The organism is Acinetobacter sp. CIP 101966 (genome assembly GCF_000369725.1).
GTDB lineage: Bacteria > Pseudomonadota > Gammaproteobacteria > Pseudomonadales > Moraxellaceae > Acinetobacter > Acinetobacter lwoffii_Q.
Window position 1 is genome coordinate 1,594,882 of sequence record NZ_KB850160.1, and the last position, 21,054, is coordinate 1,615,935.

Annotated in this window: 18 protein-coding genes and 5 tRNA genes; 11 read left to right on the forward strand and 12 right to left on the reverse strand. The window is 46.0% G+C overall.

Annotated elements, in window-relative coordinates; all coding sequences use genetic code 11:
- The first annotated feature begins 10 nt into the window (after nt 1–10).
- From F891_RS13795 to F891_RS13825, 7 genes are all read left to right on the forward strand, one after another.
- Nucleotides 11–1,393, forward strand: a complete 1,383-nt coding sequence (locus F891_RS13795; protein WP_005263922.1) for an ATP-binding protein — start codon at nt 11–13, stop codon at nt 1,391–1,393.
- 436 nt (nt 1,394–1,829) lie between these two features.
- Nucleotides 1,830–4,667, forward strand: a complete 2,838-nt coding sequence (locus tag F891_RS13800; protein ID WP_005101423.1) for a monovalent cation/H+ antiporter subunit A — start codon at nt 1,830–1,832, stop codon at nt 4,665–4,667.
- A gap of 4 nt (nt 4,668–4,671) precedes the next feature.
- Nucleotides 4,672–5,037 carry a Na+/H+ antiporter subunit C gene (locus F891_RS13805; RefSeq protein ID WP_004281114.1) on the forward strand — a complete coding sequence of 122 codons (366 nt, stop codon included), beginning with the start codon at nt 4,672–4,674 and terminating at the stop codon, nt 5,035–5,037.
- Nucleotides 5,037–6,845 (forward strand): monovalent cation/H+ antiporter subunit D, encoded by a 1,809-nt coding sequence (locus F891_RS13810; protein WP_004281113.1) that lies wholly within the window; start codon nt 5,037–5,039, stop codon nt 6,843–6,845. Before F891_RS13805 ends, F891_RS13810 begins: the two co-directional genes overlap by 1 nt.
- Nucleotides 6,845–7,363, forward strand: a complete 519-nt coding sequence (locus F891_RS13815; RefSeq protein ID WP_004281112.1) for a Na+/H+ antiporter subunit E — start codon at nt 6,845–6,847, stop codon at nt 7,361–7,363. The genes F891_RS13810 and F891_RS13815 overlap by 1 nt, the downstream gene beginning before the upstream one ends.
- Entirely contained in the window at nt 7,360–7,635 is a 276-nt protein-coding gene (locus tag F891_RS13820) for a monovalent cation/H+ antiporter subunit F (protein WP_004281111.1), read from the forward strand. Before F891_RS13815 ends, F891_RS13820 begins: the two co-directional genes overlap by 4 nt.
- A gap of 10 nt (nt 7,636–7,645) precedes the next feature.
- Nucleotides 7,646–8,047, forward strand: a complete 402-nt coding sequence (locus F891_RS13825) for a Na+/H+ antiporter subunit G (protein ID WP_004281110.1) — start codon at nt 7,646–7,648, stop codon at nt 8,045–8,047.
- 87 nt (nt 8,048–8,134) lie between these two features.
- On the opposite strand, the gene F891_RS13830 is transcribed toward F891_RS13825, so the two are convergent.
- The 11 genes from F891_RS13830 to tpiA all read right to left on the reverse strand — a co-directional run bounded on the left by F891_RS13830 (nt 8,135) and on the right by tpiA (nt 15,394).
- The gene (locus F891_RS13830) at nt 8,135–8,539 is read right to left on the reverse strand and encodes a ribosome-binding factor A (protein ID WP_004281108.1); all 405 of its coding nucleotides are present in this window, start codon (nt 8,537–8,539) and stop codon (nt 8,135–8,137) included.
- The gene (infB, locus tag F891_RS13835; RefSeq protein WP_004281106.1) at nt 8,539–11,247 is read right to left on the reverse strand and encodes a translation initiation factor IF-2; all 2,709 of its coding nucleotides are present in this window, start codon (nt 11,245–11,247) and stop codon (nt 8,539–8,541) included. Before infB ends, F891_RS13830 begins: the two co-directional genes overlap by 1 nt.
- 10 nt (nt 11,248–11,257) lie before the next feature.
- Nucleotides 11,258–12,742, reverse strand: a complete 1,485-nt coding sequence (gene nusA / locus F891_RS13840; RefSeq protein WP_004281105.1) for a transcription termination factor NusA — start codon at nt 12,740–12,742, stop codon at nt 11,258–11,260.
- Between the two features lie 34 nt (nt 12,743–12,776).
- The gene (gene rimP / locus F891_RS13845) at nt 12,777–13,301 is read right to left on the reverse strand and encodes a ribosome maturation factor RimP (protein ID WP_004281103.1); all 525 of its coding nucleotides are present in this window, start codon (nt 13,299–13,301) and stop codon (nt 12,777–12,779) included.
- Nucleotides 13,302–13,524: 223 nt separating this feature from the next.
- Nucleotides 13,525–13,601, reverse strand: a tRNA-Met gene (locus F891_RS13850).
- Between the two features lie 88 nt (nt 13,602–13,689).
- Nucleotides 13,690–13,766 (reverse strand) — tRNA-Met (locus F891_RS13855).
- Between the two features lie 67 nt (nt 13,767–13,833).
- Nucleotides 13,834–13,910: transfer RNA gene (locus tag F891_RS13860), tRNA-Met, on the reverse strand.
- Nucleotides 13,911–13,990: 80 nt separating this feature from the next.
- Nucleotides 13,991–14,067: transfer RNA gene (locus F891_RS13865), tRNA-Met, on the reverse strand.
- A 54-nt stretch (nt 14,068–14,121) separates the two neighbouring features.
- Nucleotides 14,122–14,206: transfer RNA gene (locus F891_RS13870), tRNA-Leu, on the reverse strand.
- Nucleotides 14,207–14,259: 53 nt separating this feature from the next.
- Nucleotides 14,260–14,589 (reverse strand): preprotein translocase subunit SecG, encoded by a 330-nt coding sequence (secG, locus tag F891_RS13875; protein WP_004281101.1) that lies wholly within the window; start codon nt 14,587–14,589, stop codon nt 14,260–14,262.
- 13 nt (nt 14,590–14,602) lie between these two features.
- Nucleotides 14,603–15,394 carry a triose-phosphate isomerase gene (tpiA, locus tag F891_RS13880; protein WP_004281100.1) on the reverse strand — a complete coding sequence of 264 codons (792 nt, stop codon included), beginning with the start codon at nt 15,392–15,394 and terminating at the stop codon, nt 14,603–14,605.
- A 277-nt stretch (nt 15,395–15,671) separates the two neighbouring features.
- Between tpiA and pilB the strand changes: the two genes are divergently transcribed.
- The 4 genes from pilB to coaE are packed head-to-tail and all read left to right on the forward strand — an operon-like array spanning nt 15,672 to nt 20,103.
- Nucleotides 15,672–17,381 carry a type IV-A pilus assembly ATPase PilB gene (gene pilB, locus F891_RS13885; RefSeq protein ID WP_004281098.1) on the forward strand — a complete coding sequence of 570 codons (1,710 nt, stop codon included), beginning with the start codon at nt 15,672–15,674 and terminating at the stop codon, nt 17,379–17,381.
- Nucleotides 17,382–17,412: 31 nt separating this feature from the next.
- Nucleotides 17,413–18,642, forward strand: a complete 1,230-nt coding sequence (locus tag F891_RS13890; protein WP_004281096.1) for a type II secretion system F family protein — start codon at nt 17,413–17,415, stop codon at nt 18,640–18,642.
- On the forward strand, nt 18,642–19,502 hold the full coding sequence (locus tag F891_RS13895; protein ID WP_004281094.1) for a prepilin peptidase: 861 nt from the start codon (nt 18,642–18,644) through the stop codon (nt 19,500–19,502). The genes F891_RS13890 and F891_RS13895 overlap by 1 nt, the downstream gene beginning before the upstream one ends.
- Before the next feature lies 1 nt (nt 19,503).
- Nucleotides 19,504–20,103, forward strand: coding sequence for a dephospho-CoA kinase (gene coaE, locus F891_RS13900; RefSeq protein WP_004281093.1), 600 nt, complete (start codon nt 19,504–19,506; stop codon nt 20,101–20,103).
- Nucleotides 20,104–20,124: 21 nt separating this feature from the next.
- On the opposite strand, the gene F891_RS13905 is transcribed toward coaE, so the two are convergent.
- Nucleotides 20,125–21,048, reverse strand: a complete 924-nt coding sequence (locus F891_RS13905; protein WP_004644926.1) for a DMT family transporter — start codon at nt 21,046–21,048, stop codon at nt 20,125–20,127.
- Nucleotides 21,049–21,054 lie beyond the last annotated feature (6 nt).

Here is a 21,054-nt window from a genome sequence, read left to right on the forward strand (position 1 = left end):
CAGGTGATCTATGCACATCCAAGCGTTTCAACTGAAACATACCCTGCATTTTTCCGACATTCAGCTTCAGTTTAATTATCCGCAATGCCCGGTCACCTTGATTCTGGGCAATCAGGGAACTGGCAAAACTACGCTTTTACGTTTTAGCTATCAGGCACTGACCTGGTTTGCAGCCCGTTATCGCGACAGCCGTGCTGCCGGTCTTGTGATGCAAGATCAGGACATCATGCAAAACCGGCTGCAATCCAAAATTGACATCCGGATTGGTTTTCCTGAAGAGATGGGCAGCTTGCCAGAATCCAGTCAGTCTGAGCCTGCGAACCTACAAAGCTGTTCATGGCAAATCTACAAGACCCTAAACAGTCAGGGTCTGGGTTTTAGCAAAGCAGAAACCTCACAGCTTGAAAGCATGCTCAGCCTGTATCACAAAGCCCGCTTGCACGATCCCCTGCTCGGTTTGCCGCTAATTGCCTATTATCCTGCTGAACGCTTTACCAATGAAGTCAATCTGCTCAGCAAAAATAACCCGGCCATTCTCCAGTCCGCACATGCTTATGAAATCGCTGCGATTCCTTTCACCACCTTTGCTCGTTTTTTTGAATGGTTTCGTGAAATCAGTGATATTGAAAATGCGCAAAGTGCCAAGATTATGGACCAGATTTTGGCGCGTGCCTTGCAGCAGCCTGAAAACAGTCGCGGAGATGAACTGGCTCGGCAGATCGAGAAAGCCCAGGCACATCTGCATGCACCAAATCTCACCGCTTTAAAACAGGCCCTGTCGCTGATCATGCCAGAAGTCAGCCAGATATATTTAAAATACCAGCCCAAGCTGCAACTGATGGTAACCTATCAGCAACAGACCTTTAGCTTCCAGCAACTGCCCAACAGTATCCGCAACTGGATTGCGCTGGTGGGTGATATTGTGCGGCGTCTTTGTCTATTGAATCCCAATAGTTTATTTCCATGTCAGGAAGGTACAGGTGTTTTACTGATTGATGCGATTGATCATCAACTGGATCAGGAGATGGCAGCAGTAATCCTGTCACGCCTGCATCAGGCTTTTCCTAACTTGCAGATTATTGCGACCGGCAACCGGCCTGAATTACTGGAACAGGCACACGCCTTTCAATGTCTGAAACTGGAAAATAAACAGCTGCACCCCATTCATCTTGAAAGTATGAAAACCCAGTTTGATCAGATCTACGCAGAGCTGGAACTGCAGCGAAATAAAGATATCTCGCCCGAAGATACTTTATTGGAAACGGTCACCGAACCCATCACACCGCTTGCTGTATTGCAAATGATTCAACAACAGTTAAATCCGGAACAGCAACAAGAATTGCTCGCTTTACTTGCTCAGGAGCATCATCCGACGCTACCTCAGTCGCTCTAAACAGATTCAAAAAAATAAGAGCGACTGTTTGAGTAAACAAGGAAGCCTTTTCAGCATTCTCTTTTTGCCCTGATTAAACTATTTTGAGTCAAATTTACAATCAATGCCTGCAATTTAATCTTAATTTTCGGTCACTTCTGGATGATCTGTTTAAGCATGCAGCGCCTGTTAAAACCGAGCCGGCGTATAATTTATAAGTTCTACATAAAAACGTTGATGTTGTTGTTATCCTGTAATATGATCGGTTTTATTTGCGAATTTCATTGTAAAATCGGAATTTGCTATCGTTTATAAGTTGCGCAATACAACTGTTTTATATTCTTTTTGAATATTCTTTTGGCTTTCAAGATTGAGAAGTTTGGGTCGCTCCTTGTGGTTCTGTAGTCCTTGAAAGATAAAGATTCACCTTAGGTTGGTCAAAACCTAAATCATGACAATGGATACGAGTGTGCTGCCGATTATTATATTGTTACCGTTAGTATTAGGCACAACCCTTGTCTCGTGGCTGAAGCAATTTTCGCGCGGGGTAACGGCTTTAGGGGCAATTGGTGTCAGCCTCAGCAGTTTCTTATTATTATTGAGTCAGGCGCCTGCCATATTTGACGGCGCAGTGATGACCCAGACCTGGTCCTGGCTGCCCCAGCTCGGCATCGATTTCAGTTTTCGCCTGGATTCTCTGGGACTGCTGTTTGCCTTGCTGATCAGCGGAATTGGTACCCTGATTTATATTTATGCCTATTATTACCTTAATCCAAAAAATTCACTGAGCAAACTGTATCTCCTGCTGATGCTGTTTATGGCGGCGATGCTCGGAATTTCATTGTCGAATAACCTGATTATCTTATTGGTTTTCTGGGAACTAACCAGTATTTCCTCCTTCTTGCTGGTAGGTTACTGGAGCAATTACGAAGCGGCACAACGTGGCTCACGTATGGCCCTGACCATTACCGGAATGGGTGGTCTGGCGATGCTGGGCGGTTTTGTCCTGCTCGGTCAAATTACCGGCACCTATCAGCTTGATCAAATCCTGATGATGACTGAACAGATTCAGTCCCATCATTTATTTGTTCCAACCTTGTTGCTGATTTTACTCGGCGCCTTTACCAAAAGTGCGCAGTTCCCGTTTCACTTCTGGTTGCCCAATGCCATGGCTGCACCGACACCGGTCTCTGCCTATTTGCACTCGGCCACCATGGTCAAAGCCGGTTTATTCCTGGTAGCACGTTTGCTCCCGATCTTTGCCGGTGCTGCACTGTTTCATAATATTGTGACCTTTGTTGGTCTGTTTACCCTGTGCATGGCCGCCTTCTTTGCCATTTTTAAGGAAGACCTGAAAGGCTTGCTCGCCTATTCCACCATCAGCCATTTAGGTCTGATCATGTGTCTGCTCGGGATTGGTTCACCATTGGCTGTTGCAGCAGCGATTTTCCATATTATTAACCATGCCACCTTTAAAGCGGCACTGTTTATGATTGCCGGCATCATCGATCATGAATCCGGGACTCGTGACTTACGTAAACTGTCTGGCCTATGGCAATTACTGCCATTTACCGCCACGCTGACCATGATCACGGCAGCATCCATGGCGGGTGTACCGTTGACCAATGGTTTCCTGTCTAAGGAAATGTTCTTTACCGAACTGGTCGCCAGTTTAAGTGGTCCACTTATGGTCGGCTCTGCTATTGTCGCGACACTGGCCGGGATTTTTGCGGTGGCTTATTCCATTCGACTGGTGCATGGAGTCTTTTTCGATGGTCCGCTAGGCAAGCAGGTCCCGAATAAAGATGCACATGAACCTGCCTTTGGTATGCGCGCACCGGCCACTTTGTTAGCAATTTTATGTATTTTAGTCGGTCTATTACCGGCTCTTCTGGTGGAAAAAATTGTCAACAGCACTACTCAAGCCACCACCCAGAATTTTGCCTTTGAAGGCACTCATCTGGCGCTTTGGCATGGTTTCAACCTGCCCCTTCTGATGAGTGTGATTTCTCTGCTCGGCGGAATAATCTTTTACTTTTCTCTCGCCAAAGGTGGCGCCTTACGTGAAATCGACCTGGATCCAAAACTGGGCCGCTTACAGGGCCGAGTGCTGTTCGACCTGTTTTTGAAAAATTTGCTGCTGAATTCACGCCGTTTCCGCCGTGCCACTGAAAATGGCAAATTGCAAAGCTATTTATTGTGGATTGTAATTTTTACCGTCGGGCTGGTGGGGTTCCCATTACTCAGCAATGCAGTGGGTACGGGTACACGCGAGCTGACCCATGCCCCTGCCCTGGCGATTATCTTGTGGTTACTGCTGTTCTCTGCCTGCTGGATGCTGCTGTGGTTCCATCATGAGCGGATTAAAGCGGTACTGATTAGCGGTGCAGTCGGCCTGGTCGTCACCATGGTCTTTATCGGCTTCTCGGCGCCCGATCTGGCATTGACCCAGATTACGGTCGATGTGGTCACCACGGTTCTACTACTGATGAGTTTATCTTTACTGCCTCAGTTAACACCGTATGAATCGAGTCCGACCCGTCGCTGGCGTGATGCCATTATTGCCTTGGGCGGCGGTCTCGGGATTGCGGCAATTGCCTGGCTGATCATGACCCGTGATCACAATTCCATTTCATGGTTCTTCCTGCAACAGTCGATTCCACTGGGCGGCGGAACCAATGTCGTGAATGTAATTCTGGTCGATTTCCGTGGTTTCGATACCTTCGGCGAAATTACTGTACTCGGCATTGCAGCGATTGGTGTACTCAGCCTGATGGATGGCATGCGTGCGCATGGCACCACCATGACCCAGGGCCTGACCTATCGTTTTAACCCATCCCCGCTGATGTTGCGTATTACCGCATCCTGGATTTTGCCGGTCGCGCTGGTAGTCAGCCTGTATATCTTTATGCGTGGCCATAACCTGCCGGGCGGTGGTTTTATTGCCGGACTAGTGACTTCACTGGCACTTATTATTCAATATATCGCAGTGGGACAGGACAAAACCGAACAGTTGCTTGGCGCCAAATCCGGTCGCCTGTATGAAATCTGGATCGGGATCGGCTTAACGATTGCAGGATTGACTGGAATCGCAGCCTGGTTCTGGTCACGTCCATTCCTGACCAGTGCACATATTTATGTCTCTCCGCCAATGATTGGAGAAATGCATTTGGCTTCGGCTGCGCTGTTTGATGTTGGCGTCTATGTCACTGTTGTGGGTGCAACGATGCTGATGATTTCAGTCTTGGGCGATTCACGTCACTCAAGCATGACTGGCCCTGTACCAAGAGGATAATAGAATGATCAGTTTAGAATTTTTATTAGCCTCTGCGATTGGCCTGCTGACGGCCACAGGCATTTATCTGATCCTACGTGCCCGTACCTTCCCGGTAGTGTTGGGTCTCGCCATGATTGGTTATGCAGTCAACCTGTTTTTATTTGCCATGGGCCGAATTCAGATGAATTCGCCTGCAGTATTGACTGAAGCCTCGAAAGTGACCGATCCCCTTCCTCAGGCACTGGTGCTGACAGCCATCGTGATTGGCTTTGCCACCACTGCCTTTATTGTCCAACTGGCATTGCGTAGCCGCTACGAATCAGGAACAGACCACGTTGACTCCAAAGAAGAAATACCAAATCTTGACCCGCGCGAGGATGAGCCTTAATGACTGATCTTCTCAATTTCTGGAATCAACATACCCCTATTTTCAGTATTCTTTTACCGGCCTTTACCGCTTTTGTCCTGGTTCTTTTAGGCAACCCGGGTTCAGGCTCTCTGGCGACGGACTGGCGTCAGCCCTGGCGTCGGGGTATCAGCTATGTCTCAAGTATCTTGGGCCTGATCATTGCTGTCAGCTATTTAGTAGACAGTAGTCAGGGTCAGATCAATGTTTATACGCTGGGCGAATGGGTCGCACCTTTTGGTATTGTACTGGTTCTCGATCAGCTCTCTGCGATGATGCTGGTTTTGACCTATGCCCTTGCAGTGCCGGTGCTCTGGTATGCCAGTAAAGAATGGGATATGCGTGGGCGTTATTTCCATGCCATGGTGCATTTCCTGCTCATGGGTTTGACCGGTGCCTTCCTGACCGGTGACCTGTTTAACCTGTTCGTGTTTTTTGAAATATTGTTGATGGCATCCTATGTACTACTGCTACATGGACAAGGCAAGGCCCGTTTCCAGCTGGGAATCCATTACGTCACCATCAACCTGTTTGCTTCTGCCCTGTTCCTGATTGGACTCGGGATGATTTATGGCAGTGTCGGCAGTCTGAATATGGCAGATGTGGCCCGCTTGATGCCTACCCTCGCTGAAGATCAGCACAAGCTGGCGGTTGCTGGTGGATTAATGCTGTTTGTCGTGTTTGGAATTAAAGCAGCGATGTTACCGCTCGGCTTCTGGTTACCCAAAACCTATGCCGTAGCCACCACACCTGTGGCAGCACTCTTTACCATTATGACCAAAGTCGGGGTGTATGCAATTTTACGGATTAATGGAACTGTTTTTGATGATGAATACAGCCACCAGATTCTGATGAATTGCCTGCTGGTGATTGGTCTGATTACGTCGGTTTATGGCGTGATTTGTGCAATCGGCACAGAACGTCTGCGCCGTTTTATCGGCTTTATGGTGCTGTCTTCAGTCGGAACAATTCTGGTAGCAATCGGTATGAATACGACTGCAGCCTGGGCCGGTGCATTGTATTATATGGTGCACAGTACCCTGATTGGCGCAGCCTTTTATATCCTGTCAGGCTGGATTACCTCACAGCGCGGCGAATTTAAGGATCATTTTAAAATCGCGCCACTGATGAAACAGAACAAGCTGGTTTCGATTGTCTATTTCATCATTGCCTTGATGATGGCAGGCCTGCCACCGTTTAGTGGTTTCTTCGGTAAAGTCTTTATTTTGCAGGCTTCTGCCAATTCAGACTATCAGATGATTATTATCCTGACCATTTTATTGGTAAGCTTCCTCAGTATTCTGGCCTTTACCAGGGTTGGTTTCGTGCTGTTCTGGCGTTCGACCAGACCTGAGGATGACCTTAATTCTGAAGATTTTCACAAATATGAAGCTTTACCAAGTAAGGCACCGGCACGTAATGATCGTGTAATCTATCTATTGCTTGCTGGCCTGACTGCCTATGTGGTGTTTGCCGGACCGATCTATCAATATAATTATCAGACTGCGGAACAGATTAAAAATAATCCGGTTTATGAAGCTGCCTTGTTAAAACGCGATGCAGAAGGCCAGTTTATTAGTGTGCAACCTTTTGATCCAAGCTATTTACCTGAAACCAAGTACGGTGGTGAGACAGTCGATCCGAATGCACATCTGGTTCCTTATACGATTTCGGAAGCCACTCTGGAAGGTGAAAATATTTCTGAATTCAAGCAACGCCAGATTGATCAGCAGTATGTTGAACAAAACAGATATGATGATAATCAACTTAAACCGGTGGAGGGACCTTAATGGCTGTATCATTCCTGCAACGTTGGTTCCCGCATCCGCTAGTTTCTGTGATCGTTGGGCTAAGCTGGATTCTACTGGCACATAATCTGGAAGCTGGAACATTGCTTTTCGCGCTGGTTCTGGCGATTGTCATTCCGAAAATGGTTGCACCTTTTATTGACTATACCCCGAATATCCAGTGGGCTCCTGCCGTGCGCCTTTTCTTTGTCGTGGTTTGGGATATTGTAGTAGCCAATATTAAAGTCGCAAAACTGGTACTTGGTCCAACCAAGAACCTGCATCCAAAATGGTTTCGCGTGCCTTTGGAAACCGAGCATGAGGAAGTCAATGCCTTGCTGGCAATGATCATTACCACAACGCCCGGTACAGTATCTGCAGGCATTGATCAGGATCGTGGTGATATTCTGGTTCATGCCTTAAGCACAGAGGATGAAGCAGCAGAAATCGAAACAATCAAACAGCGCTACGAACAGCCTCTGATTGAAATTTTCAGCGCACAGACAGGAGAAAAAGCATGACTATTCTGCCTTATGCATTAATGATTTGCCTAGGTGCTATCACTGTCTCGATGTTACTCTGCCTGATCCGACTCATCACTGGCCCTTCTATCGTGGATCGTCTGTTGGCACTCGACACCCTGTTCCTGAATGCCACCTGTCTGATTGTCATTTTAGGGATTTACTGGAGTAGCAGCTTCCTGTTTGAAGGGGCCTTACTGGTTGCGATGCTTGGCTTTGTTTCGACTACAGCCTTGGCACGTTATTTCACCACTGGCCATGTGATCGACTAGGAGTTTTTAAATGTCCTTAATTTTAGAAATACTGGTGTCGATTTTTTTATTGATTGGTGCTTTCTTTATGTTGGTCGGCGGGATCGGTATGGTCCGTCTGCCCGATCTGTTTATGCGTCTGCACGCCCCGACCAAATCCAGTACTTTGGGCCTGGGCAGCTTTTTGATGGCCTCAATTCTGTTCTCGGCCATATATGGCCGTTTCGGTTTTGCTGAAGTGCTCATCACCCTGTTCGCCTTCATTACCGCACCGGTATCTGCCAATCTGATGGCACAGGCTGCATTACATTTGCGTTTACGCTCTTTGAGTGGCGAGGTTCCGGAAACGCTGGAACGCCCTCTGCCTTGGCAGCGCTCACGCCGTCGTACCTTTTATGAAAAGAAAATCAATCGTAATGATGATTTCGATTAATTGAGCAAGCAATTCAAGTTCTTTTAAATCTAAAAAAATCTAGAGATAAAAAAAGCCACCCGAAGGTAGCTTTTTTAGTCCTAAGACTTATTCATCATCTTTTTTTGCTTCAGCTTCAGGTAAGTCCTTCACTGCTTCAGCGATCAGACCAAACATATAGTTACCATATGCATTGGTCTTATCATAATGGAAACGTAGACGAGGCGTAATACGGGTTTTGATACGACGACTCAGCTCATGGCGCAAGAAACCAGATGCTTTGTTCAACACATCCAAAGTTTCTTTATTGGCTTCTTGGCTTTGCTCATCGCCAAGTTCACGTCCCATCACAGTGACATAAACTTCCGCATATCCCAGGTCTGGGCTCACCTTCACCGCAGAGATGGTCACGAGACCACCTAAGCGTGGATCTTTCAGCTCCTGACGGATCAGTTCTGACAACTCGCGTTGTACTGTATCCGCCATACGCTTCAGACGTTGACTACCCGCCATTAAAGACTCCGTTTAATCAGTTGAACATCGTACACTTCGATCTTATCAAGTGCTTTGATGTCTTTATAGCCTTTCACCGCAAGACCACATTCCATACCGGCACGAACTTCTTCAACCACTTCTTTGTAGCGACGAAGAGATTCAAGCTCGCCCTGGAACACAACCACATCATCACGTAATACGCGAATCGGTTTGTTACGATGCAATACGCCTTCAAGTACCATACAGCCCGCAGCCGCACCAAACTTACTTGAGTGGAATACTTCACGTACTTGTGCAACACCCAGAATCGTTTCACGATGTTCTGGTGCAAGCTTACCGCTCATTGCTGCTTTCACATCATCAATCAATTGATAGATGATTGAGTAGTAACGAATGTCGATACTGTCTGCATCTGCTTTTTGACGCGCAGCGTTGTCCGCACGTACGTTAAAGCCGAGTAGAACTGCTTCTGAAGATTCAGCCAGTGTCACGTCAGACTCAGTGATCGCACCTACACCAGAACCGATGATACGTACTTTAACTTCATCAGTCGCAAGCTCAGCAAGTGCTACATGCAAGGCTTCCAAGGTACCGCGTACGTCAGTTTTCAACACAACATTTACGATAGGCACATCTTTCTTGCCCATAGACGCCATGATGTTTTCAAGACGCATTGCAGATTGACGCTCAAGACGTTTTTGACGTTCACGATCCATACGCGCATCGGCAACTTCACGTGCTTTCTTCTCATCGCTGACCACAAGAACTTCGTCACCTGCCATTGGCGCTTCTGGAAGACCCAGAATTTCCACTGGAATCGAAGGACCTGCAGATTTGATACGCTGACCATTTTCATCCGTCATCGCACGAACGCGACCATAAGATGAACCGGCAAGAACAAGATCACCTACTTTCAATGTACCGTTTTGAACCAGAATAGATGTTACTGCACCACGGCTGTTATCTACGCGTGCTTCAATTACGACACCTTGTGCAGCACCTTCTTCAGATGCCTTAAGCTCTAGAAGTTCAGCTTGAATCGAAATAATATCAAGAAGTTCATCAATGCCTTGACCAGTATGTGCAGAAACCATTGCCACTGGAACGTCACCACCCCATTGTTCTGGCACGATTTCTTTCACAGTCAATTCATTCAATACGCGATCTGGATCAGCAGATTCTTTATCCATCTTGTTGATTGCAACAATGATTGGTGTACCTGCAGCACGTGCATGGTCAATTGCTTCTGCAGTTTGTGGCATTACACCATCATCTGCTGCAACAACCAGAACCACGATATCTGTTGCTTTCGCACCACGTGAACGCATTGCAGTAAATGCTGCGTGTCCCGGAGTATCAAGGAATGTAATCATACCTTTATCAGTAGTTACATGGTAAGCACCGATATGCTGTGTGATACCGCCCGCTTCGCCAGCAGCCACTTTTGCACGACGAATACGGTCAAGCAGCGATGTTTTACCATGGTCAACGTGACCCATAATGGTAACAACAGGCGCACGCGTAGATTGCGCACCACGTGCTTCTTCAGCTGCTTCAAGCAAGTTATCTTCAGCTTGTGTATCAGAAACCAGTACCGGATTATGGCCCATTTCTTCCACAACAAGTGCAGCAATTTCTTGATCAATCGCCTGGTTCTGAGTAACCAATTCACCCATTTTCATGAGTGATTTAATCACTTCACGAACCTTAACTGCCATTTTCGCAGCTAAGTCAGCAACGACAATCGTTTCACCGATTTCAACATCGTAAACCTGTTTTTTCACAGGTTTTTCGAAGCCGTGCTTGTTGCCTTGACTGGTTTTTAAACCGCGCTTAGGCTGTTTGCTGAAGCTTTGCTCTTCCTGACCACGACGACCACCTTTTTTCGGTGCACGCGCGCTCGGCGTATTCGTACCACGTTTGATTTCGCGGTCTTCTTTCGCAAATGAGTCTTCATATGCCTGACCAACAAGACCGGCAGCCAGAGGAGAATCATCAACAACACGAATCGTTGCAGCAGTATCTTCCGCGGTGTACTTAGACGCCATTTGACGCATTTGTTCAAGCGTACGTTGCTGCGCTTCTTCAGCCGCTTTACGACGTGCTGCTTCTTCAACAGCTTTTAATTTTGCTGCTTCTGCTTCACGTGCCTTTTTCTGTTCAGCGGTTTCAGTTGGTTTAACAACTTGCTTCACAATCGGCTTGTTGGTTGATTTGCGTTTTACCACAACTGCAGCTTTAGAAACTTCTTGCTTGTCGCTGGTTTGCTTTGCAGCAGCACGCATCGCTTCTAGAGCTTTATTCGCGTTATTTACGCCAGTTTTTGGAGCTTCAGCAGAAGCAGCTTGTGCTGTATTCTGCTCAGGCGCAGCTTTGGCCTGTTGCTCAGCCTTGGCTTTCGCCAATGCTTCTGCTTTGATCTGCTCTGGATCCGGCTTAACAAATGTATGCTTCTTGCGAACTTCTACATTAATCGTTTTCGCCTTACCTGAAGTACTGGCTACTTTAGCCGTACTAGTCGTTTTACGTTTCAACGTGATTTGCCCTGCTTGGCTTTCTGAACCCTGTGACTTTTTCACATGGCTCATCAAGCTATCTTGTTGTTCGGTGGTAATAATATCGTCAGCTTTACGCTGTGGTAAACCTGCCTCACGAACCTGCTCTAGGAGCTTCTCAACTGGACTACCCACATTGAGGGCTAACTCTTTAATCGACTTGTCCGTCATATACTACCTCCTAGTTAAACCATGATTCGCGCGCTTTCATAATGAGTTGACCTGCTTTCTCAGCACCCAAACCTTCAATATCTTCGATATCGTCAGTCGCCTGATCTGCTAAATCATCCACTGTTACCACACCACGAGCTGCTAGCGCTTGCGCGATCTCTACTGTCATGCCTTCCATTGCAACAAGTTCTTCACTTGGCGCTTGTATGTTCTCTTGCTGTTGTAATGCATCAGCAAGTGCAATTTCTTTCGCACGGCTTTGCAGTAGTTCAACCAGTTCCGCATCCAGTTCGATTTCATCAAACGTTTCTGCAGGAACATAAGCAATTTCTTCAAGCGAGGTGAAGCCCATTTCTACCAATGCCATCGCCAAATCTTCCGCGATATCCAGACGGGTAACAAACATGTCTAAATATTGTTGCGCTTCGTTTTGTTGACGGGCGTAGTATTCCTCTTCCAGCATCATGTCCAGCTTGTAGCCAGTCAATTCAGATGCCAGACGAACGTTCTGACCTTGTGAACCAATCGCACGTGCCAACTGATCGCTGGTTGCGAAAATGATATCTGCAGTACGTGCATCTTCATCGATGACAATACTCGATACATCTGCTGGTTCCAATGCACTTGCGATATATTGCGCAGGATCATCCGACCAAACTACCACATCAATACGCTCGCCATTGAGCTCTTGCTGTACAGCTTGAATACGGGTACCACGCATACCAATACAAGCACCCACCGGGTCAATACGGTGGTCATTGGTTTTCACTGCAATTTTAGCACGAACGCCTGGTTGGCGAGCCGCCGCTTTAATTTCAATAATTTCTTCAGAAATCTCAGGGATTTCTTTCTTCATCAATGCAATCAGCATATCCGGTTTAGCACGTGACAGTTGTAACTGCGCACCACGACCTTCACGGTTGACATTGAATAGAATCGCATTCACGCGTTGCTTCGGACGAAGGATTTCTTTCGGAATCATTTCTTCGCGAGCAAGATACGCTTCAGCATTGTCACCTAGGTCAATGATAAAGCCGTCTTTGGTTTGTTTTTTCACTTCACCGTAGATCAGCTCGCCGACTTTAGATTCGTAAGCATCGGCTACGAGTGCACGTTCTGCTTCACGGATCTTCTGTACGATCACTTGCTTGGCAATTTGCGCTGCAATACGACCGAAGTCAATCGATTCAACTTCAAGCTCACGAATGTCGCCAATCGACCATTTTGCCGGATCAACATCAGAGATGGCATCCTGACAAGCTGGCATTTCATGGTCTTCGTCTGCAACCACTTCCCACTGACGGAAAGTACGATAGTCACCTGTTTTACGATCGATTTCCACACGTAAACGTGCTTCTTCCGAATGTGTTCCTTCGTAGAATTTTTTCTTTGTCGCAGCAACTAAAGCTTGCTCAAGCGCTTCAAAGATCGCTTCACGAGGTACACCTTTTTCGTTACTAACCGTTTCAACGACGGTCAGAATTTCACGTGCCATACGTCACCTATTCGTTAAATTTTTATTTATTAAATTAATCTTGGAAGACCAAATTTGCTTTATCGATATTGTGACTGTCGATCTCCAATACCTGTTGCTTTTCTACTTCAACCTGAATCATTTCATTTTCAAGATCGACAGCAACCAGTTTGGCCTGGAATTTACGACGGTTATCTACCGCACTGATCAAACGTAGTGCTACGGTATGACCGATATAGCCTGACATCTGCTCGAGCTGGAAGAATGGACGGTCCCAGCCTGGCGAAGATACTTCAAGTGAATATTCACCCGAGATCGGATCATGAACATCCAGCATTGCACCCACTTGCTGCGTGACACGCACACAATCCTGAACGCCAATACCACGCCCCTGCTCTTCTTCACCATCTTCATTGATTGCTGGTGCAACGCTCTCATCGACTGGCTTGTCGATGTAGATACGTAATAACGAACATTTACCCTGTGGCAGGAATTCAATCCCCCAAAGGTTTACATTACAGGCTTCAACTGCTGGTGCAATCAAGTCCTGAAGTGCTTGAGTTTTATTTGATAGCTTCATTTACTCTCGTCATCTGGTGCGATTTTATGATCTATTTGACCACTACAAACCAATACAAACTATAGTAGTAGTGAAACATGGAGATTTGACCAAATAATGTCGACACTACACGATAGCCAATAAAAAAGGGCGTAAATCGCCCCAATTAATGCACAATTTAAGATTTTTTCAAATCCCACTGTGCAAAAAGGCCCACCTTGTTGTGAGCCTCTTTTTAGAAACTTGGTAGCGGGAGCTGGATTTGAACCAACGACCTTCGGGTTATGAGCCCGACGAGCTACCAGACTGCTCCATCCCGCATCAACGTGCAAAAATTATATACAAAAGATGAGAACTTTTCAATCAAAACCACATCATTCTGCATATTTGTCATCTGTCGCTGAAAAAGTGGTAGCGGGAGCTGGATTTGAACCAACGACCTTCGGGTTATGAGCCCGACGAGCTACCAGACTGCTCCATCCCGCATCAGCGTACAAATAACATTCAGTTTAAAAAACTTAAACTGCTTTTAAAGTTTGCATCTTTAAAAGATTGGTAGCGGGAGCTGGATTTGAACCAACGACCTTCGGGTTATGAGCCCGACGAGCTACCAGACTGCTCCATCCCGCAACAACATGCAAATTAATTTTCTCAACTTAAAACCTGTTTAAGCTGCCTCTTGAAAGTTTGCGCCTTTAAAAAGGATTGATTGGTAGCGGGAGCTGGATTTGAACCAACGACCTTCGGGTTATGAGCCCGACGAGCTACCAGACTGCTCCATCCCGCATCAACAGAAGTTTTTTCAGCTGCATACACCAACTTAAATTTCTGGATTATAAGTTGGTGCGGAAGGGGGGACTTGAACCCCCACGCCCGAAAGCACTACCACCTCAAGGTAGCGTGTCTACCAATTCCACCACCACCGCAGCTGTGACGCATTCTAGTCGTATCACTGAAAAAAAGAAAGGATTAATTAAAACTATTCGGTCGTTTCTGGTGCAGTTGGTGAAGTTTCATTCGATTGTACAGGTGTGGTCGGCGCAGACTGAACCGATCCCAAACTATAGGCATTCGAGGTTTGTTGCTTGGCTAAAATCGCCAAAGTCAGACTGGTTACGAAAAACAGTGCAGTAAAAATTGCAGTCAAACGGGTCATGAAATTACCCGAACCCGATGCTCCGAATACTGTCGCTGCACCACCGCCACCGAAAGAGGCACCAGCATCTGCACCTTTACCATGCTGAACCAAAATCAAGACAATCATCAAAACAGCTAAGATAATATGTACTACCAGCACAAAAGTTTGCATGCTGAACTCCTAATTATTGTGTATTTGCAAATGCATGAGCAATTTTATGGAACGACTCAGCATTGAGTGATGCACCACCGACCAATGCCCCGTTGATATCTGGGCAGGCTGCTAACTCTACTGCATTTTCCGGCTTGACACTACCACCATATAAAATCGCCATCGTCGCGCCATAACCAGTGATCTGGCTTAAACCTTGACGGATTTGTGCATGCATGGCCTGTGCATCTTCAGGAGAAGCAGTTTTACCAGTTCCAATTGCCCAGATCGGTTCATAGGCAATCACGATATTTTTCCATTGCTCAGCTTCAACCACAGCAGCAATATCACAAATCTGTTGTAGCACTACAGCTTCTGCCTGCCCTGCTTCACGTTGTTCCAGGCTTTCACCAACGCAATAAATCACGGTCAAACCGGCACTTAAGGCATTCTTGATTTTCGCATTTAAAATATCAGCATTTTCCGCAAATATTTCACGGCGTTCAGAATGACCCACTAGTACATAGTGAATTTGACTATCGGCCAACAATTCAGCACTGACTTCACCAGTGTAGGGACCTGTTCCAGAAATACGTGAAACATCTTGTGCTACGGTATAAATCGGACGAACCGCAGATGACAGCTCTGCCTGAATCTGGCTTAAGGCAATGGCAATCGGTGCCACACCTAAATGACATTGATCTTCGGCAATTGGCGCAGTTTCCAGCAAATTCTTAATACCACGCACCAAGCTCAATGCATCTGCCTGCACCGGATTCATTTTCCAGTTACCTATCACCCAAGGGGTAATCGTCGAAACCGACATAATTAACCTATTTCATTTACATATTTTGAATTGGGCACATTCTACACGGAATTGGAAAATTAAAAGAATAGTTTTCTTATCACTCCTTCTCAGTTTAGACTATCCAAAATGGTTATTTTTTGTTATCACTTAAAAAAATGGGGACTTCTTCCAACCAGTTCATGCTTTTACTGGAGATGAGGAAGCTAGCAGCACTCTTGGCTATGGTATTTTTACGTAACAAACGTATAATTTTAGTATAGCAATTAAAAGAATTTGATGAGTAGGCATTTATAGCATGACAGCATTACAGGGGTCGCCAAGATTTACCGGATTTATTCGTCGTTTGGTCGAGGAAGGCGTCATCTCGGCTGAAGATATGCGCAGTGCATTAGCGCATGCCAAACAAGAAAAAATCGATATTGTGGCTGAGTTAATTAACCAGCAGCAACTTTCTCCAACCGTCATTGCTGAAACGATTTCAGTCGAATTTGGCGAACCGCTGTTTGATATCAGTGCCTATGATCCTGCTCAAATTCTTCGGGATGCGATTGATGAAAAGCTGATTACCAAGCATCGCATTCTGCCGATTTTTAGAAATTCCAGTATTTTATATGTTGCGACCAGTAACCCGACCAATATCGAAGCGATTGATGCAGTCCGCTTTTCCACCAAACTCAATATTGAAACCATTATTGTTGAACACAATAAACTTGAAAAACTGATCGAGCAGAATTTTACCGAAGAAAGTACCTTTGAATTCGATGAAGACTTTGATCTGGATGTTGATGTCGAATCTGCTGATCCGAATAAAGAAGAGGATGACAGTAACAAGGGTGAAGAAGCACCGATTGTCAAATATATTAATAAATTACTAATTGATGCGATCCGTATGGGGGCTTCAGACTTACATTTTGAACCTTATGAAAAAATCTATCGGGTACGTTACCGGGTAGATGGGGTATTACGCCAGATTGCAACACCACCACTACAGCTGGCAAATCGCTTGTCTTCGCGTCTTAAAGTCATGTCGCAAATGGACATTTCTGAAAAACGGGTACCGCAAGATGGTCGTATTAAATTAAAACTTTCTAAAAATAAAGCCATTGATTTCCGTGTCAACTCTCTCCCTACCCTGTTTGGTGAGAAGCTGGTACTGCGAATTCTGGATCCCTCCAGCGCGATGTTGGGAATTGATGCACTAGGTTATGAACCGGAACAAAAAGACCTTTTTATGCAAGCGCTGGACAAACCGCAAGGCATGCTCCTGATCACTGGTCCAACAGGTTCCGGTAAAACCGTTTCACTGTATACCGGTCTGAATATCCTCAATCGTGAAGATACCAATATTTCGACAGCGGAAGATCCGGTCGAGATTAACTTACAAGGCATTAATCAAGTCAACGTCAACAATAAAGTTGGTCTTACCTTCTCTGCCGCACTGAAGTCCTTCTTACGTCAAGACCCGGACATCGTAATGGTCGGTGAGATCCGGGATCTGGAAACTGCCGAGATTGCGATTAAAGCGGCGCAGACCGGTCATATGGTGATGTCGACCTTGCATACCAATAGTGCGCCTGAGACCTTGACCCGTTTACGAAACATGGGGGTGCCCTCTTTCAATATTGCCACTTCAGTAAACCTGGTCATTGCACAACGGTTGGCGCGTCGTTTGTGTTCACAATGCAAGAAACCTGCAGATATTCCGCAACAAAGCTTACTGGAGATGGGCTTTACCGAAACCGACTTGCAGCAACCTGAGTTCCAAATTTATGAACCGGTGGGCTGCAATGAATGTCGTGAAGGCTATAAGGGTCGTGTAGGTATTTATGAAGTTATGAAAGTAACACCCGAAATTTCCAGAATTATTATGGAGGACGGCAATGCACTTGAAATTGCAGATGCTTCCGCACGTGCAGGTTTTAACAATTTACGCCGGTCAGGTTTAATCAAGGTGATGCAGGGGGTGACTTCTTTACAGGAAGTCAATCGTGTCACCAGCGAATGATCGGGCGCTGATCTAAAATAAGGATAAAGGTATGGCAGCAGTAAAGAAAGGCCAGATGATGCCGATCTTCAGCTATGAAGGAATTGATCGTAAAGGGGCAAAGATCAAGGGGGAATTGCCAGCAAAAAATATGGCTCTGGCCAAGGTCACCCTTCGGAAACAAGGCATCAGCATCAAGACCATTCGGGAAAAGAAAAAAAATATCCTTGAAGGCTTGATGAAGAAAAAAGTCTCAACACTGGATATTACAATTTTTACCCGACAGTTGGCGACCATGATGAAAGCCGGGGTACCACTGGTACAAGGCTTTGAAATTGTCGCAGAAGGTCTGGAAAATCCGGCGATGCGTGAAGTTGTACTAGGAATTAAAGGTGAGGTTGAAGGCGGTAATACTTTTGCCGGAGCACTGCGCAAATATCCACAATATTTCGACAACCTATTCTGTTCACTGGTCGAATCTGGTGAACAATCTGGTGCTTTAGAAACCATGCTAGATCGCGTTGCGATTTACAAAGAAAAAAGCGAACTACTCAAGCAAAAAATCAAAAAAGCCATGAAATATCCTGCTGCGGTGGTTGTAGTCGCCCTAATTGTTACCATCATTCTGATGGTCAAAGTGGTCCCGGTTTTCCAGGATTTATTCTCTTCATTTGGTGCGGACTTACCGGCTTTTACCAAAATGGTGGTCAATATGTCGGAATGGATGCAAAAGTATTGGTTCCTGCTGATTATCGCCATTGGGGCCGTGATTACCGCTTTTCTTGAAGCGAAAAAACGCAGCAAGAAATTCCGCGATTTTCTGGATAAGGCCGCACTCAAAGCCCCGATTTTTGGTGACCTGGTGTATAAAGCGATTATTGCACGTTATAGCCGCACTTTGGCCACGACTTTCGCAGCTGGTGTTCCCTTGATTGATGCACTGGAATCCACTGCCGGCGCTACCAATAACGTCGTGTATGAAGATGCCGTGATGAAAATCCGTGAAGATGTCGCCACAGGTCAACAACTACAGTTTGCCATGCGCGTGACCAACAAATTCCCATCCATGGCAGTACAAATGGTCGCGATTGGTGAAGAATCTGGTGCACTAGATGCCATGCTAGACAAAGTAGCCACACATTATGAAAATGAAGTCGACAATGCAGTTGACGGCTTAACCTCGATGATGGAACCGCTCATTATGGCTGTTCTCGGTGTGCTTGTCGGTGGTCTGGTGATTGCCATGTACCTTCCAATTTTCCAAATGGGTTCTGTGGTTTAATGCACGATTTTCTTCAATATTTTATTCAAAACCCAACGGCGTTGTATATCGCAGTTGGGCTTTTTAGTTTATGTATCGGCAGCTTTCTGAATGTCGTGATTTACCGCACTCCCAAGATGATGGAACAGGAATGGCGTACTGATTGCCAGATGTTCCTGCATCCGGAACAGCCGGTGATTGATGAAACTAAGTTAAGTTTAAGCAAACCCGCTTCAGCTTGCCCCAAGTGTCATCAGCCAATCCGCTGGTACCAGAATATTCCCGTCATTAGCTGGCTGGTCCTGCGCGGAAAATGTAGCAACTGCCAGAATCCGATCAGCATCCGTTATCCTTTGGTTGAAATTCTGACGGCAGTTTGTGCACTCCTTGTCGTAGCAGTATTTGGCCCTACCCTACAAATGCTGTTTGGCCTGATCCTGACTTATGTGCTGATCGCACTCACTTTTATTGATTTTGACACCCAGTTATTGCCTGACCGTTATACTTTACCCTTGGCCGCGCTAGGTTTGGGGGTAAATAGTTATGCACTTTATACCTTACCCGGTGCTGCCATCTGGGGCTATATTATTGGTTTCCTGTGTCTGTGGGTGGTGTATTATGCATTTAAAATCGTTACCGGCAAGGAAGGTATGGGCTATGGCGATTTTAAATTGCTTGCCGCCCTGGGTGCCTGGATGGGGCCTTTATTACTGCCTTTAATTGTGCTGCTGTCTTCTCTGGTTGGTGCGATTATCGGGATTATCCTACTGAAAGTCCGCAAGGAAAATCAGCCTTTTGCCTTTGGTCCCTATATCGCGATTGCCGGCTGGATTGCTTTTTTGTGGGGCGAGCAGATTATGAAAGTGTATTTAGGTCAATAAAGTGAAATTTATACTCGGATTAACCGGCGGGATTGGCAGTGGCAAGTCTGCTGCCAGTCAGTGGTTTGAAGCACAAGGGATCACGGTAGTCGATGCCGATGTGGTAGCGCGTGAAGTGGTCGAAATTGGGCAGCCTGCACTTACCCAGATCCAGCAGGCTTTTGGCGATTGGGTACTGCTTGCCGATGGCTCACTGAATCGTCGTGCCTTGCGTGAATATATCTTCCAGTCTCCTGAAGCACGCAAGACCCTGGAAAGTATTACCCATCCGGCAATTCGCACTTCCATTATCCAGCAACTACATGCTGCGCAAAGTCCCTATGCCATTCTGGTTTCACCACTTTTATTTGAAACCAATCAGCACGAACTCACTCAGCATACCTTACTGATTGATGCCACCATCGAACTGCAAATTGAGCGGGCCTCACAACGTGATGGCCAGAATATCGAACAAATTCGCAATATCATTGCCGCCCAAATGTCCCGCGAACAAAAGCAGACCATGGCCGATGATATTGTCCTAAATGATGGTCATCTGGATCATCTCTATGCTCATCTCAGACCATTACATCAAAAATATTTAAACATGGCAGCCAGCTGAAGCATAAAAAAAGCAGTCTGATTAAGACTGCTTTTTTTGTTCTGCTAATTTTCGGCTCAGACTGTCCTGATGCTGTAACCAGCGCCACGGCTGTAAGGCCCCGACGGCCATACCCATCAGGCCACACACCATGGCCAGACTTAAAGTTTCATTTAATAAAGGTACAGCCAGAATTGCCGCAATAAAAGGTGCAAGATTGGTAATACTGCCTGCCTTAAATGCACCAAGACGCTTGATGGCTTCTACATAGCTTAAAGTAGCAATAATCACCACAAATATGCCGTGAAAAATGGTCTGAAACAGTAAATGCTTGGGTTCAGGCACACTCAAATTTTTCGGTAAAAATAGCAGATAAATCGGCACATATATCACTGCCGACCAGATCGCGACACCACACATTGCCTGCCATGCAGTTAGCTGATATTTACGCAATAAAACAGTAAAAATCGCCCAAAGTATGGCACTGATAAAAAACAGCCCGTCCCCTGCCCCAAAGGCTACACCAGTTTCCCGATACATCAGCATACTCATGAGACATAGTACGACGATCATAATGATCAGGCTGGCCCAGGTATGTTTATCAAAAGCCTGCCCCATCAGAAAAAAAGCCATGATCGCGGTACAGATCGGAATACAGCCATTCAAGAAAATTGCAGCATGGGCGGTAGGTGCGTAGTGAAAAGCACTATAGGCAAACAGGCAATAAATCACCCCGCCAATCATAGCTAAAATAAAAGGCTCTTTTTTCAGTAAAAAAGCGGCCTCTTTACGATAAAGCAAGATCGGCATCAGAATCAGGAAGGCCAAAGAAAAACGCAAGGCCACAATATCCCAAGCACTGATCTGCCACAGCGCATTCAGGCGGGCTGTTAAAGTAAAACCGCCCCAGATGCACATGGTAACAACTAAAAAAACATAGCCTTGGGTACGGTCTGACAATGCCATCATCAA